Below are 14,116 nucleotides of genomic sequence, written 5' to 3' on the forward strand. Positions count from 1 at the left end.
ATGGGTTTCAATCTTTCCGAATGGGCGTTGCGTAATCGCCAGATCGTACTGTTCCTGATGATTCTGCTGGCAGTGGTCGGTACTTTGTCCTACTCCAAGTTGGGGCAAAGCGAAGACCCGCCGTTCACCTTCAAGGCCATGGTGATCAAGACCAATTGGCCCGGCGCTACAGCCCAGGAAGTCTCGCGGCAAGTCACCGAGCGTATTGAAAAGAAACTGATGGAGACCGGTGAGTACGAGCGCATCGTCTCTTTCTCGCGCCCCGGTGAATCCCAGGTGACCTTTATAGCGCGCGACTCCCTGCATTCGGCGCAGATCCCCGAGCTGTGGTACCAGGTGCGCAAGAAGATCAGCGACATCCGCCAGACGTTGCCGCCGGACATCCAGGGGCCGTTTTTCAATGATGAATTCGGCACCACCTTCGGCAACATCTACGCGCTGACCGGCGATGGCTTTGACTACGCCGTGCTCAAGGACTACGCCGACCGTATCCAGATTCAACTGCAGCGGGTGCCGGATGTGGGCAAGGTCGAGTTGCTCGGCCTGCAGGATGAGAAGATCTGGATCGAGCTGTCCAACCTCAAGCTCGCCACCCTCGGTTTACCCCTGGCGGCGGTGCAGCAGGCTTTGCAGGAACAGAATGCGGTCTCGACGGCGGGTTTCTTTGAAACCCCGAGCGAGCGTGTGCAACTTCGGGTATCGGGCAATTTCAAGACCGTTGAAGAGATCCGCAGCTTTCCGATTCGCGTGGGTGACCGCACCTTCCGTATCGGCGATGTGGCCGACATCCACCGTGGCTTCAACGACCCACCGGCCCCGCGCATGCGCTACATGGGCGAGGACGCCATCGGCCTGGCCGTCGCCATGCGTGACGGCGGCGATATCCTGGTCCTGGGCAAAGCCTTGGAAGTCGAATTCGCACGCTTGCAGAAGAACCTTCCTGCGGGCATGGAGCTGCGCAAGGTCTCGGACCAACCGGCGGCAGTGAAAACCAGCGTCGGCGAATTTGTGCAGGTACTGGCCGAAGCGCTGGCCATCGTGTTGCTGGTGAGTTTCTTTTCCCTCGGCGTGCGCACCGGCATGGTGGTAGCCCTGGCAATTCCGCTGGTGCTGGCGATGACCTTTGCCACCATGTATTACCTCGGGATCGGCCTGCACAAGATTTCCCTCGGTGCCCTGGTGTTGGCGTTAGGCCTGCTGGTGGACGATGCCATCATCGCAGTGGAAATGATGGCGATCAAAATGGAGCAGGGTTACGACCGACTCAAAGCCGCGAGTTTCGCCTGGACCAGCACGGCGTTCCCGATGCTCACCGGTACATTGATCACCGCCGCCGGATTCCTGCCGATTGCCACTGCGCAGTCGAGCACCGGTGAATACACGCGTTCGATCTTCCAGGTGGTGACCATCGCGTTGCTGGCCTCGTGGGTCGCCGCCGTGGTGTTTGTGCCTTATCTGGGGGAAAAACTCCTGCCGGACCTGGCGAAAATTCATGCGGCCAAGCACGGCACTGATGGCCCTGATCCCTACGGAACACCGTTCTATCAACGTGTAAGACGCTGGGTGGAGTGGTGCGTACGGCGACGCAAAACCGTAATCGTCCTGACGCTGCTGCTGTTTATCGGCTCGGTCGCGCTGTTTCGTTTTGTGCCACAGCAGTTCTTCCCGGCCTCCGGCCGCCTGGAGTTGATGGTCGACCTGAAGCTGGCCGAAGGCGCCTCCCTGAGCAATACTGCCGACCAGGTCAAGCGCCTGGAAGCCTTGCTCAAGGATCACGCCGGTATCGATAACTACGTGGCCTACGTCGGCACAGGCTCGCCGCGTTTCTACCTGCCGCTGGATCAACAGCTGCCGGCCACCAGCTTCGCCCAGTTTGTAGTATTGGCCAAAACCATCGAGGAGCGCGAAACCCTGCGCACCTGGTTGATCGAAACCCTCAACGAACAATTCCCCGACCTGCGTTCACGCGTCACACGTCTGGAAAACGGCCCACCTGTAGGCTATCCAGTGCAGTTTCGCGTGACCGGCGAACATATCGAAGAGGTCCGCGCCCTCGCACGTAAGGTTGCGGCCAAGGTTCGCGAAAATACCCATGTGGTCAACGTGCACCTGGACTGGGAAGAACCGAGCAAGATCGTCTACCTCAACATCGACCAGGACCGCGCCCGTGCCCTCGGTGTGAGCACCGCCAACCTGTCGAAATTCCTGCAGAGTTCGTTGACCGGTTCCACCGTCAGCCAATACCGCGAGGACAACGAGTTGATCGAAATCCTCTTGCGCGGCACCGTGCACGAGCGCACCGAACTGTCGCTGCTGCCAAGCCTGGCCGTGCCTACCGACAATGGTAAAAGCGTAGCGCTGTCGCAGATAGCCACCCTCGAATACGGCTTCGAAGAGGGTGTCATCTGGCACCGCAACCGCTTGCCCACCGTGACTGTTCGCGCGGATATCTATGGCAAGGAACAACCGGCGACGTTAGTCCAACAGATCCTGCCGACCCTCGAAGGCGTACGCGCTGAGCTACCGGATGGCTATTTGCTGGATGTCGGCGGTACGGTCGAGGACTCTGCCCGTGGCCAGAATTCGGTCAAGGCCGGTGTGCCCTTGTTCATTGTGGTGGTGCTGACCCTGCTGATGCTGCAACTGCGCAGCTTCTCGCGCACCGCCATGGTGTTTCTGACTGCCCCGCTGGGACTGATCGGTGTGACATTGTTCCTGCTGGTATTCCGTCAACCTTTCGGCTTCGTGGCCATGCTGGGAACCATCGCACTGTCGGGGATGATCATGCGTAACTCGGTGATCCTGGTTGACCAGATCGAACAGGACATCAAGGCGGGACTGGCACCCTGGCAGGCGATTATTGAAGCCACCGTCCGACGTTTCCGCCCGATTGTGCTGACAGCCCTGGCGGCCGTACTGGCGATGATTCCGTTGTCGCGCAGCGTGTTTTTCGGGCCAATGGCCGTGGCGATCATGGGCGGGCTGATTGTGGCCACGGCGTTGACGCTGTTGTTTTTGCCGGCGTTGTACGCCGCATGGTTCCGGGTCAAACCGCAGGCCGTGTAAAACCTTGTCGTAGGGATAATCACAAACGTATTACGGAGCCAGGAACGTTTATTCGGCGAGGGGCCACTCATGAATTACCTGATTGCCAGGTCTTTTGCCACCAGGGTTTTATCCCTGTCGGCAGAAGCATAAATCTGATGATTCAAGGAGTATTTATGAAAATAGGTATTAATTTTAATGCTTGGAAGCCCGGCTGCGGCAGCAACTCCTGTGCGCCTGCCAAGCCTAACCCCCCTTGCTCCAAATCCCCTTCCTGCAATAAGCCTGAAGACCCTTGCAAGCCCAAGAGCGGCGCGGCAATTGGCTTCGGTGTCATGCCCTTGGGCATGATCGCCTTCGGTGGTTTTGGTATAGGGAAGTTCTTCTAATTACGCCAGAACTGCTTGAATCCGGGCAGGTGAGCCTCCCCCACCTGTCCGGGCTCAGAGCGCGAGCTTACAGGGCGCCGAAGACTTTCTTCGCCAGGCTGGTCGCGGCAGCCGCTGGGTTCTCGCGAATGGTTTCTTCTTGCTTGGCAATCATCTTGAACAACCCGTCCAGTGCCTGCTCGGTCACGTAGTTTTCGACGTTGGCGCTCTTGGCATCCACCGCACCAAAGGCTGCGGCTTTACCGGCCAGGGCATTGTACTGCTGAGCCACGCCGACCTTGTCGGTAGCGGCCTTGACGATCGGCAGGAACTTGGCGCGGATGGCCTCGCGACTGCTTTTGTTCAGGTACTGGGTGGCGGAATCCTGGCCGCCGCTGAGGATGCCCTTCGCGTCAGTCACACTCATGTTCTTGACGGCGTTGACCAGGATCGGCTGGGCCTGGGTCACGGCGGTTTCGGCGGCCTTGTTCATGCTGGTTTCCAGCTGGGTGACCTGGTCACCCATGCCGAACATTTTCAGTTTGTCGGCCACTTTGCCCAGCTTGCCAGGCAGGCCGATCTTCACTTCCGGGTTGTTGCTGAAACCACCGGGGACGCCCAGTTGCTTCACGGCGATCTGCGCGCCTTGGGTCAGGGCGTCCTTGAGGCCGCCGCTGGCGTCACCCTGGGACAGGCTGCTCAAGTCCAGGGCCATGGCGTTGGCACCGAGCAACAAACCAGCACACAGGGCAGTAAAGCGAAGGGAGTTACGGAGCATGGGCGCTTCCTTTTAATAGGGCTTATGTTCTAGAGACGACTCAGTGGGCTACAGCGTCGACGCGCAGGCGCAGGGGGTGTGGGTCCTGGCCATTGAGCTGCACGGAGTACCGTTCGGTGGTGATAAACAGTAGCTTGCCATCCAGTTCGATGCGAGCGCTCACCGAATAACTGTGGCCGGGTTTGACTTGCGCGGGGTCGTAGCTCAGGTGGAAGGGCAGCGGCACTTGGCCTTTGACCGGGCCTTTCTGCTCGGCGAGGGTCACGGCGGGTGCATCCGCCAGGGACACGTCTTGCAGGCTGACGCTCAAGGTCGCGGCCGGCGGCAGGGCGATACGTTGCAGGTAGAAGACTTCGCCGTCGAGGCTGGCCTTGGGAGCGGGCGTCATGGATTGGCAGGCTCCGAGCAGGGCGGTAAGGCCCAGGAGGATGATCTTTTTCAAGGTGCAGCTCCTTTTCAACGGCGCCGGATTCCATCCGGCGCCTGCTTAAATCTAGCGGCTTTCTTCAGGTTTTGGCGGTTGCGGTTCGACCGAGGCTTCGGCGGCCCCATCCACGCGATGCAAGGCGACCTGACGGATCGACAGGCGAATCTCCGCCGGTAACACGCGCTTGGCCGCGCCTTCGGCCAGTTCGCCGAGCAGGTCGTGGTAGCTCAACTTACCGGCTTCGTCGCGGCGCAGCACATCTTGCTCCAGTAAGGTCTGGATGAAATGTCGGAAAAGGCTCTTGTCGAAGAATTCCGGGGCGTTGAGGCCATGCAGGATCGACAGGCGTTGGGCCATGATCGTGCACAGGTCTTCCAGCTCTTCGGCGCTGATGCTGTTCTGGCCGCTGTTGAGCAGCAGCGAAATCGCCATGTAGAAGCGTTGCAGGGTCTGGGCGACAGTCTTGGACAGCAGCGTCAGCAGCACAAAGTGCCGCGAGCTCGGCGCCGGGCGCAGGTACACGTTGTTCTCGAAACGCAGCAGGCCTTGCTCGACAAAGGCCTCCAGCCATTGGTCGACCACGGTGTCCAGCTCGTCCAGCGACCAGCGGATAAACAGCTCCGATTGCAGGTACGGGTACAGCGCGTGGGTATAGCGCAGGATCTGATCGCGGCTCATCCGCGAGCTGCTTTGGAAGAAACTGGCCAGCAGCGCCGGCAGCGCAAAAATGTGCAGCACGTTGTTGCGGTAGTAGGTCATGAGGACGGCATTCTGCTCGTCCAGGTACAAAATCTTACCCAGCGCATCACTCTGTTCCGACAGCAGATCCATGTCCTTGACGTGCTTGATCAGCGCCAGGCCATCGCCGTCGGGCAGGGTGGTATGGGGCGAGTAGGGCACGCGGCGCAGCAGCGCCAGGTACAAATCCAACTGGCGCGCCATGGCTTGTTCGTCGAGGGCCAGGCGCGTGGTGGACAGCAATGCCAGCGCCACCAGGTTCACCGGGTTCACTGCCGCAGCTTCGTTCAAGTGGCGCGCCACCTGTTCGCCGAGGCGGTTGGTGGTTTCATTCAGCCAGGCGGGTTTGTAGTTCGGGCCCAGCTCCTGGGAGCGCCAGTCCGGTTGCTCGGCGTCGAGGAACTCAGCCAGCTTGATCGGCTCGCCGAAATTGACGGCGACTTGGCCGAAGCGCTGCTTGAGCGCGCCAACCACTTTGAAAATATCGAAGATCGACTCTTTCTTCTTGCTCGCGCCACGTAGCTCGCCCAGGTAGGTGCGGCCTTCGAGTACGCGCTCGTAGCCGATGTACACCGGCACAAACACGATGGGCATGCGCGAAGAGCGCAGGAAACTGCGCAGTGTAATCGCCAGCATCCCGGTCTTCGGCTGCAGCATGCGCCCGGTGCGTGAGCGTCCGCCTTCGACGAAGTACTCCACCGGGAAGCCCTTGGTGAACAAGGTGTGCAGGTACTCGTTGAACACCGAGGTGTACAGCGGGTTGCCCTTGAAGGTGCGGCGCATGAAAAACGCACCGCCACGGCGCAGCAGGCTGCCGATCACCGGCATGTTCAGGTTGATCCCGGCGGCGATGTGCGGTGGGGTCAGGCCATTCTTGAACAGCAAATACGAGAGCAACAGGTAATCGATATGGCTGCGGTGGCAGGGCACGTAGATCACCTCGTAGCCCTGGGCAACCTTTTGCACACCTTCGATGTTATTGACCTTGATGCCGTCGTAGATCTTGTTCCAGAACCAGCTCAGCACCACTTCGAGGAAGCGGATCGCCGTGTAGGTGTAGTCCGAGGCGATTTCGTTGCCGTAGCGCAGGGCCTGGGCCTTGGCTTTTTCCGGGGTGATCTTTTCCCGTTCGGCTTCGTCGGCAATGGCCTGGCGCACCAGCGGCATGTTGACCAGGCCCTTCACCAGGTTGCGCCGGTGTGACAAGTCGGGGCCGATCACGGCGGTCTTCAGGTTACGAAAGTGCACACGCAAGATGCGCTGGGCCATTCGCACGGTGCGTTCGTGCCCTTTATTGTGCTCGATCAATTCACGCAAGTTGATAGGCGCGGAGAATTGCACGCGGGTCTTGCGGCCCAGGATCAGGATGCTCAACAGGCGGCGTAGACGCCCGGTGACCGCCCAGCTGTCGGCAAACAGCAGCTTCCACGGGCTGGACTCGCTCTCCGGCGACTGCCCCCAGAACACGCTGACCGGAATGATTTGTGCATTCTCTTCGGCGTGCTCGCTGAGGGTATTGACCAGGCGGGTCAGGGTCGGTGGTGCGCCGCGCTTGTCCTGGCGTCCGAGCCAGTCCGGTTCCGGCGTGAGGTAGAAGAACGCCGCCGGTTCCATCAACGGGCCGACCGATACCGGCAGCACCGGGCGCGGCAGGCCGGCCTTGGTGCACTCGGCATCGACCACGGCCAATTCGCTGAGGGAGGGCGATTGCAGGACGTAGAACACCGGCCGGCTGCGGTCCAGGTTAAGGGTTAAGGACGACTGGTTGATCGTCTCTGAGCGAACCCAGAGGTACAACAGTCGGCGCAAGGTGCCAAACACTAGACGGCGGAACGGAGAGCGGGTCATAGGCGTGCTGCTTCAAGTGGAAAAAACCGAGCAGGCGCTCGGGCGGGTAGTGTGCCGTATTCACCGAAAATCGGCAAAAAAGCAGCGATGTAAACTTGAGTTGATCGTTTTTGAGCCTGTCTTATACTCGGCAGTTCAACGCGACCGACTCAACAATAACAATCAGGTGGGAGTGAACAGATGGCAACGCGCGAAACCGGTAATGTGAAGTGGTTCAATGACGCAAAGGGCTATGGCTTTATCCAGCGTGAAGACGGCAAGGATGTGTTTGTGCACTACCGCGCCATTCGCGGTGAGGGCCATCGTTCCTTGGCCGAGGGCCAGCAGGTGGAGTACGCCGTGGTGACTGGCGAGAAGGGGTTGCAGGCGGAGGATGTGGTGGGGCTGTAAGCCCACCGCTGTACAGATGTGGCAAGGGGCTTGCTGTGGTGAGCGGGCTTGCCCCGCGCTGGGCTGCGAAGCGGCCCTAAAACATTACGCCGCGGCGTTCTTGTTGGGGCTGCTACGCAGCCCAGCGCGGGGCAAGCCCGCTCACCACACAAGCACTTCCCACCTATTTTCAGGATTATGCGGTTTTCCAGGTGATCTGCTCTTCACCGTCTTCACTGATGCGAATCCAGGTGTCAGCGCTTTCTTCACCTTCTTCCTCAACCCAGGTGCCCGGTGCGCAACGCACTTCGACGTTCAGCGCGGCAAAGGCTGCGCGGGCACAGGCGATGTCGTCGTCCCACGGCGTCTGGTCGCTTTCCAGGTACAGGCTGTTCCATTTGCCTACAGCTTTCGGCAGCCAGGTAACGGGTACGTTGCCGGCCTTGCACTTGTAGGTCTGGCCCTTCTGGACCCAGTCGGTGCAGGGGCCCAGGGCGGCGCCGAGCCAGGCCGCGATGGCCTTGTAGTCGACGTCGGCGTCCTTCAGGTAAATCTCTATATCGGGTTGGCGCATGGATGTTCCTCGTTGCGGGATTCGAAAATCCATTCGCGGATACTGGAAAGTCTGTTATTGAAGCACGAAATAGTCGTAGCGCATCGATACCGTGACCAGCAGCGGCTCGGCCGCCTCGATCACGTCGGCGCGGCGCTCGGCACTGGCGCGCCAGCCGTGGGGTGTCATCGCCAGCAGGTTGGCACGGTCCTGGGGTTCGGCCAGGCTCAGGGCGAATTCCAGTGTTTCGCTGTGCGCCAGGCTCATGCCGTCCGGCACCAGGGCCAGGTGCTTGTCGTCGGTGTATTCGCGCACTTCGTCGTATAAACGCTCACGCAGTTCCATCAGGTGGCCGGCGGTAGGGCCGACCTTCATCAAGCCGCCGCCGGGGCTGAGCAGGCGCTTGGCCTCTTCCCAATCCAATGGGCTGAAAACGCTGGCGAGAAACTGGCAACTGCCTGAGGCCAACGGCACACGGGCCATGCTGGCGATCAACCAAGTCAGCGCCGGGTTGCGCTTGCAAGCGCGTTTGACCGCTTCCTTGGAGATATCCAGCGCGTAGCCATCGGCGTGGGGCAGGGCTTCGGCGATTTGCGCGGTGTAGTAACCCTCGCCACAACCGATGTCCACCCAGCGCTGCGGCGCACGTTCGGCGGCCAGTTCAGCCAGGCGCTTGGCCACCGGGGCGTAGTGCCCGGCGTTGAGAAAGTCGCGGCGCGCCTCGACCATGGCCAGGTTATCGCCGGGGTCGCGGCTGTTCTTGTGTTGTACCGGCAACAGGTTCAGGTAACCCTGGCGCGCGCGGTCGAAACGGTGTCCGGCCGGGCACGCCACGCCATTGTCCACCGCATTGAGCGGCGCGCTGCAAATGGGGCAGGCGAGCATCAGGCGAGCAACTTGATCAGGGTCTGGTAGTAGATTTCGGTCAGCACATCGAGATCGCTGGCCAGGATGCGCTCATTGACCTGATGGATCGTTGCGTTGACCGGGCCCAGCTCGACCACCTGGGTGCCGAGGGTCGCGATGAAACGTCCATCGGAGGTACCGCCGCTGGTGGACGCCTGGGTCTCACGCCCGGTGATCGCCTTGATGCTCGCCGAGACCGCATCCAGCAACGCGCCCGGTTCGGTGAGGAAGGGCAGGCCCGACAACGCCCACTCCACGTGCCAATCCAGGCCATGTTTGTCGAGAATCTCGGCCACCCGTTGTTGCAAGCCTTCGACGGTGGATTCGGTGGAAAAGCGGAAGTTGAACACCGCTGTCAGGTCGCCGGGGATCACGTTGGTCGCGCCGGTGCCGGAATTGAGGTTGGAGATCTGGAAACTGGTGGGCGGGAAGAAGCTGTTGCCGTCATCCCAATGCTCGGCAGCCAGTTCCGCCAGGGCCGGTGCAGCCAAGTGGATCGGATTCTTCGCCAGGTGCGGGTACGCCACGTGGCCCTGTACACCGCGTACGGTCAGGGTCGCGCCGAGGGAGCCACGACGGCCGTTCTTGACCACATCGCCCACCAAGGTGGTGCTTGATGGCTCGCCGACGATGCACCAGTCCAGACGCTCCTTGCGTGCGGCCAGGCGTTCGATCACGGCTTTGGTGCCGTGGTGCGCCGGGCCTTCTTCATCGCTGGTGATCAGGAAGGCGACCGAGCCCTTGTGGTCCGGGTAGTCGCTGACAAAGCGCTCGGCCGCCACGAGCATCGCCGCCAGGCTGCCTTTCATGTCCGCCGCGCCACGCCCGCAGAGCATGCCGTTTTCGTCGATCAACGCGTCGAACGGGTCGTTCTGCCAGGCTTGCACCGGGCCGGTCGGCACCACGTCGGTGTGGCCGGCGAAGCACAGCACCGGACCGTCATGCTTGCCATGGGTGGCCCAGAAGTTGTCCACGTCTTCGATGCGCATCGGCTCGAGCGCAAAACCGGCGTCGCCCAGGCGCTGCATCATCAGCTTCTGGCAATCGGCGTCGATCGGCGTCACTGAGGGGCGACGGATCAGGTCGATAGCGAGTTGAAGGGTCGGCGAAAGGTCGGCATGGGCCGTCATGGGAAACTCCGGAAGCATGTGATGGGCGCAGGACGTAAGGGGCGTAGATTCAGTGTGGGAGGGGGCTTGCCCTCGATGGCTGAGTGTCAGTCACTGCATCTGTTGACTGGCCCACCGCCATCGGGGGCAAGCCCCCTCCCACACAAAGCATTGGCCTGGGCCAAGACTCATAAAACGGCCGTTATCTTATAGCAAAACGGCGGCCAGAGGCCGCCGTTTAGTGCATTGCGCAAGTTTTTACTCAGCGGTTGCCAGCTCGACCTTCGGCGCCGGTTTCGGCAGCGACGACAGGAAAGCCATCACCAGCGCCGCCACATACGGCAGCGACTGGACCAGCAGCATCACCACCCAGAAGCGGATGTCATTGCTGGGCAGGCCCTGCACCAGGTAGATCCCCAGCGCCGCGCCCCACAACAGCAGCATGATGAACATCTCTTCGCGGGCTTCGGAAATCGCGACCCAGAAGCCGTGGTTATCCGCGTTTTTCGGTGTACGAAAGAACGGAATGCTGGTGGTGAAGAAGCCATACAGCACCGCTTTGGCGATGGTGTGGGACAACGCCAGACCGGCCAGGGCTGCGCAGAATGCATCCTTCAAGTTCACGCCTACCGCACGGCGGTAGAGGAAGATGATCTTGCCGACCTTGAACACAAACAGCGCCAATGGCGGAATCGCGAAAATCAGCAACGGCGGGTCGACCCGCGTCGGTACGATGATCATCGCCGCCGACCACAACAGGGCGCCCACGGTGAAGAAGATGTTCATGCCGTCCGCCACCCACGGCAACCAGCCCGCGAGGAAGTGGTAGCGCTGGCCACGGGTCAGCTCGGTGCCCTTGCCACGCAACAGGCTCGCGGTGTGGCGCTTGATGATCTGGATCGCCCCGTAGGCCCAGCGGAAACGCTGTTTCTTGAAGTCGATAAAGGTATCCGGCATCAGGCCCTTGCCGTAGCTGTCGTGGTAATACGCCGCCGACAGGCCTTTCTCGAACACGCGTAGGCCCAGTTCGGCATCTTCGCAGATGCACCAGTCGGCCCAGCCCAGTTCTTCGAGCACCGAGCGACGGGTCATGGTCATGGTGCCGTGCTGGATGATCGCGTCACGGTCGTTGCGCGTCACCATGCCGATATGGAAGAAGCCTTTGTATTCCGCGTAGCAGAGCTTCTTGAAGGTGCTTTCGTTCTGGTCGCGGTAATCCTGCGGCGACTGCACCACGGCGATTTTCGGGTCGGCGAAGTGCGGCACCATGTGTTTGAGCCAGTTCGGCGACACGCAGTAATCCGAGTCGATCACCGCGATCACTTCGGCGTCCTTGGCGGTGTGCGGGATCAGGTAGTTCAGTGCACCACCCTTGAAACCCGCCAGCGGCGCGACGTGGAAGAACTTGAAGCGCGGGCCGAGGGTTTCGCAGTAGTCGCGTACCGGCTCCCACACGGCCGGGTCCTTGGTGTTGTTGTCGATGATCAGGACTTCGTAATCCGGGTAATCGAGGGCGGCCAAGGCGTCGAGGGTCTGTTTGACCATCTCCGGCGGCTCGTTGTAACACGGCACATGGATCGACACTTTCGGGCGGTAGTCCGAATCTCCCTCCACGGGTAGGAATTCACGCCGGCGCTTGTGGGTCCATACCGCTTCCGCCAGTTCGTGGGCTTCGGTCAGCAACACGATAAACACGCCGAGGGCGCCAAGGGCCAGGAGGATCCCCACGGTGACACTGAACCAGGTGCTGTATTGCTGGCTGTAGTCGTAGCCGATCCACACCAGCACCGAACCGCAGAGAAACGCGATAAAGGTCAGGAAGGTGCGGCCACGCTGGCGCAGGGATGAGCCATCGATCATCAGCAGGGTCAGGGACAGCAGCGCGAGCACCACCGAACCGATGGCCAGCACGCGCCATTGCGGAATCGCCACCACCGGCCCGTCAAAGTTGAATTTCTGCTGGCGCGCAGCGTTGTATACACCCCAGTAAGCGCCGGCCGAGCCTTCGTCACTGACTTTCCACGGCTGATCGAACGCCTCGATCACGAAGTAGTTGAAACCCTGGCGATTGAGCTTGTTCACCAGTGTGCGCAGATAAATCGCCTGGTCGGCAGGCGACGTTTCATTGCCACCGCGCATGCGGCCATTACTCGGCCAGCCCACTTCCGACAGCAGCAACGGCTTTTTCGGGAACAGTTTCTTCAGGTCCCTGGCGCGGTCGAGTACGTACTGGCCGGCCTTGTCCATCGGAATGTATTCCCAGAACGGCAGGATGTGCGCGGCGATCAGGTCGACGTGCTTGGCCAGTTGCGGGTTCTTTTCCCAGATGTGCCATTGCTCGGACGTCGTCACCGGCACTTTCACGGCGGCGCGGACCCTGTCGAGCAGCACAATCAGCGCTTCAGGGGTGATTTCCTCACGGAACAGGGCTTCGTTACCGACCACTACCCGTACCACACTGCGCGAGCTGTTGGCGATTTCGATGGCGCGCTGGATTTCTCGCTCGTTGCGCTCAAGATCCGGGCTGATCCAGATCCCTAGCGTCACACGCAGGCCGAACTCCTCGGCCAGCTTGGGGATATCCCCCAGCGTGCCGTCGACCGAGTAGGTACGGATGTTGTCCGTCAGCTTGCTCATGATCTCGAGGTCGCGACGCATCTGGTCGTCGGTCGGGTACTGGTCTTTCTGTGGGTACTGGCCTTGCTGGAACGGCGAGTAGGAAAAACCGGAGATCTGTTCAGGCCAGTTGGGGGCGGTGACCGGGCGGTTGATCAGCGCCCAGAAACCGCTGAATAGCGCGGCAATTGCCAGCACTATCACTAGGTTGAGTCCAAATTTACGCGATGCCATGGCTATTTCGGGTTCCAAAGGGTGTGGAACGAAAAGAGGTGTCGGCCTACGCCGAACGGCGCGCATCCTACACCGGCCCTTCCCTGACCGTACAGCAAGCCGAGAAAAACCGGACATTGGGCAGCGAAAGTACATCTAAGTTCTTTACTTGTAACTTGTAGCTTAAAACTTGCCGCTGCGTAGCCCATAATGCGCGCCGGTTTTTGGGGTAATGGTCATGAGTACAGAAGATCCGCGGTTTGCAGGCGTCGCCCGCTTGTATGGCATTGAAGGCTTGGAACGCTTGAAAGCGGCCCATGTGGCGATTGTCGGCGTCGGCGGCGTGGGCTCGTGGGCGGCGGAAGCCATGGCCCGTTGCGGGGTGGGCGAGATTTCGCTGTTTGACCTGGATGACGTCTGCGTCAGCAACAGCAACCGCCAGTTGCACGCGCTGGACAGCACCGTCGGTAAACCCAAGGTCGAAGTGATGGCTGAGCGCCTGCGCGCGATCAACCCGGATTGCACGGTGCATGCGGTGGCGGACTTCGTGACCCGCGACACCATGGCCGAGTACATCACCCCCAACATCGACTGCGTGATCGACTGCATCGACGCGGTCAACGCCAAGGCGGCACTGATCGCCTGGTGCAAGCGCCGCAAGATCCAGATCATCACCACCGGCGGCGCGGGCGGGCAGATCGACCCGACGCTGATCCAGGTCTGCGACCTGAACCGTACCTTCAACGACCCGCTGGCGTCGAAAGTGCGCTCCACCTTGCGCCGCGACTATGGTTTCTCCCGCACCGTGACCCGCCATTACAGCGTGCCGTGCGTGTTTTCCACCGAACAACTGCGCTATCCCAAGCCGGATGGCAGCATTTGTTTGCAGAAGAGTTTCGTCGGGGACGGGGTGAAGCTGGACTGCGCCGGTGGGTTTGGCGCGGTGATGATGGTGACGGCCACCTTCGGCATGGTGGCGGCGACCAAGGCAGTGGATAAAATTGTGGCAGGGGTGCGGCGGCCGTCGGAGCGGGTCAAGCCCACTTAAATCTCGGAACCCTACACAATTCAAATGTGGGAGGGGGCTTGCCCCCGATAGCGGTGGATCAGCCAACTTGTTCAGTGACTGACACCCTGCAATCGGGG

General features: G+C 60.8%; 11 protein-coding genes. 4 read left to right on the forward strand and 7 right to left on the reverse strand.

Going from position 1 to position 14,116, the window contains the following annotated elements:
- A complete protein-coding gene (locus tag QCBJ_RS23860; RefSeq protein ID WP_093544159.1) occupies positions 1-3,066 on the forward strand; it encodes an efflux RND transporter permease subunit in 3,066 nt (1,021 codons plus the stop codon).
- 155 nt (positions 3,067-3,221) lie between these two features.
- On the forward strand, positions 3,222-3,434 hold the full coding sequence (locus QCBJ_RS30075) for a hypothetical protein (protein ID WP_122809887.1): 213 nt from the start codon (positions 3,222-3,224) through the stop codon (positions 3,432-3,434).
- A 67-nt stretch (positions 3,435-3,501) separates the two neighbouring features.
- Here QCBJ_RS30075 and QCBJ_RS23865 read toward each other — a convergent pair whose 3' ends face one another.
- The 3 genes from QCBJ_RS23865 to plsB are packed head-to-tail and all read right to left on the reverse strand — an operon-like array spanning position 3,502 to position 7,204.
- Entirely contained in the window at positions 3,502-4,191 is a 690-nt protein-coding gene (locus tag QCBJ_RS23865; RefSeq protein ID WP_012722579.1) for a DUF4197 domain-containing protein, read from the reverse strand.
- 40 nt (positions 4,192-4,231) lie between these two features.
- On the reverse strand, positions 4,232-4,633 hold the full coding sequence (locus QCBJ_RS23870; protein ID WP_043204895.1) for a YbaY family lipoprotein: 402 nt from the start codon (positions 4,631-4,633) through the stop codon (positions 4,232-4,234).
- Between the two features lie 51 nt (positions 4,634-4,684).
- A complete protein-coding gene (gene plsB / locus QCBJ_RS23875) occupies positions 4,685-7,204 on the reverse strand; it encodes a glycerol-3-phosphate 1-O-acyltransferase PlsB (RefSeq protein ID WP_102061739.1) in 2,520 nt (839 codons plus the stop codon).
- A gap of 180 nt (positions 7,205-7,384) precedes the next feature.
- Here plsB and QCBJ_RS23880 point away from each other — a divergent pair, with 180 nt between their 5' ends.
- Positions 7,385-7,594: a cold-shock protein gene (locus QCBJ_RS23880; RefSeq protein ID WP_003219353.1), complete on the forward strand. Its 210-nt coding sequence runs from the start codon at positions 7,385-7,387 to the stop codon at positions 7,592-7,594.
- 175 nt (positions 7,595-7,769) lie between these two features.
- Here the strand turns inward: QCBJ_RS23880 and QCBJ_RS23885 are convergent, their stop codons facing one another.
- From QCBJ_RS23885 to QCBJ_RS23900, 4 genes are all read right to left on the reverse strand, one after another.
- Positions 7,770-8,147, reverse strand: coding sequence for a hypothetical protein (locus tag QCBJ_RS23885; protein WP_012722582.1), 378 nt, complete (start codon positions 8,145-8,147; stop codon positions 7,770-7,772).
- Positions 8,148-8,201: 54 nt separating this feature from the next.
- Entirely contained in the window at positions 8,202-9,011 is an 810-nt protein-coding gene (locus QCBJ_RS23890) for a putative RNA methyltransferase (protein WP_012722583.1), read from the reverse strand.
- Positions 9,011-10,162, reverse strand: coding sequence for a succinyl-diaminopimelate desuccinylase (gene dapE / locus QCBJ_RS23895; protein ID WP_102061740.1), 1,152 nt, complete (start codon positions 10,160-10,162; stop codon positions 9,011-9,013). Before dapE ends, QCBJ_RS23890 begins: the two co-directional genes overlap by 1 nt.
- 237 nt (positions 10,163-10,399) lie before the next feature.
- The gene (locus QCBJ_RS23900) at positions 10,400-12,991 is read right to left on the reverse strand and encodes a glycosyltransferase (protein WP_012722585.1); all 2,592 of its coding nucleotides are present in this window, start codon (positions 12,989-12,991) and stop codon (positions 10,400-10,402) included.
- A gap of 217 nt (positions 12,992-13,208) precedes the next feature.
- Between QCBJ_RS23900 and tcdA the strand changes: the two genes are divergently transcribed.
- Positions 13,209-14,018 carry a tRNA cyclic N6-threonylcarbamoyladenosine(37) synthase TcdA gene (tcdA, locus tag QCBJ_RS23905; RefSeq protein ID WP_046036662.1) on the forward strand — a complete coding sequence of 270 codons (810 nt, stop codon included), beginning with the start codon at positions 13,209-13,211 and terminating at the stop codon, positions 14,016-14,018.
- Positions 14,019-14,116: the final 98 nt, after the last annotated feature.

Origin of the sequence: Pseudomonas sp. QC2 (assembly GCF_002859085.1) — a bacterium.
Taxonomy (GTDB): Bacteria; Pseudomonadota; Gammaproteobacteria; order Pseudomonadales; family Pseudomonadaceae; genus Aquipseudomonas; species Aquipseudomonas petroselini.

Excerpts from the sequence above, each read along its gene's own strand:
- QCBJ_RS23865 (WP_012722579.1), bottom strand. The coding sequence starts at position 4,191 with ATGCTCCGTAACTCCCTTCGCTTTACTGCCCTGTGTGCTGGTTTGTTG.
- QCBJ_RS23885 (WP_012722582.1), bottom strand. The coding sequence starts at position 8,147 with ATGCGCCAACCCGATATAGAGATTTACCTGAAGGACGCCGACGTCGAC.
- QCBJ_RS23860 (WP_093544159.1), top strand. The coding sequence starts at position 1 with ATGGGTTTCAATCTTTCCGAATGGGCGTTGCGTAATCGCCAGATCGTA.
- tcdA (WP_046036662.1), top strand. The coding sequence starts at position 13,209 with ATGAGTACAGAAGATCCGCGGTTTGCAGGCGTCGCCCGCTTGTATGGC.
- QCBJ_RS23900 (WP_012722585.1), bottom strand. The coding sequence starts at position 12,991 with ATGGCATCGCGTAAATTTGGACTCAACCTAGTGATAGTGCTGGCAATT.
- plsB (WP_102061739.1), bottom strand. The coding sequence starts at position 7,204 with ATGACCCGCTCTCCGTTCCGCCGTCTAGTGTTTGGCACCTTGCGCCGA.
- QCBJ_RS30075 (WP_122809887.1), top strand. The coding sequence starts at position 3,222 with ATGAAAATAGGTATTAATTTTAATGCTTGGAAGCCCGGCTGCGGCAGC.
- dapE (WP_102061740.1), bottom strand. The coding sequence starts at position 10,162 with ATGACGGCCCATGCCGACCTTTCGCCGACCCTTCAACTCGCTATCGAC.
- QCBJ_RS23890 (WP_012722583.1), bottom strand. The coding sequence starts at position 9,011 with ATGCTCGCCTGCCCCATTTGCAGCGCGCCGCTCAATGCGGTGGACAAT.
- QCBJ_RS23880 (WP_003219353.1), top strand. The coding sequence starts at position 7,385 with ATGGCAACGCGCGAAACCGGTAATGTGAAGTGGTTCAATGACGCAAAG.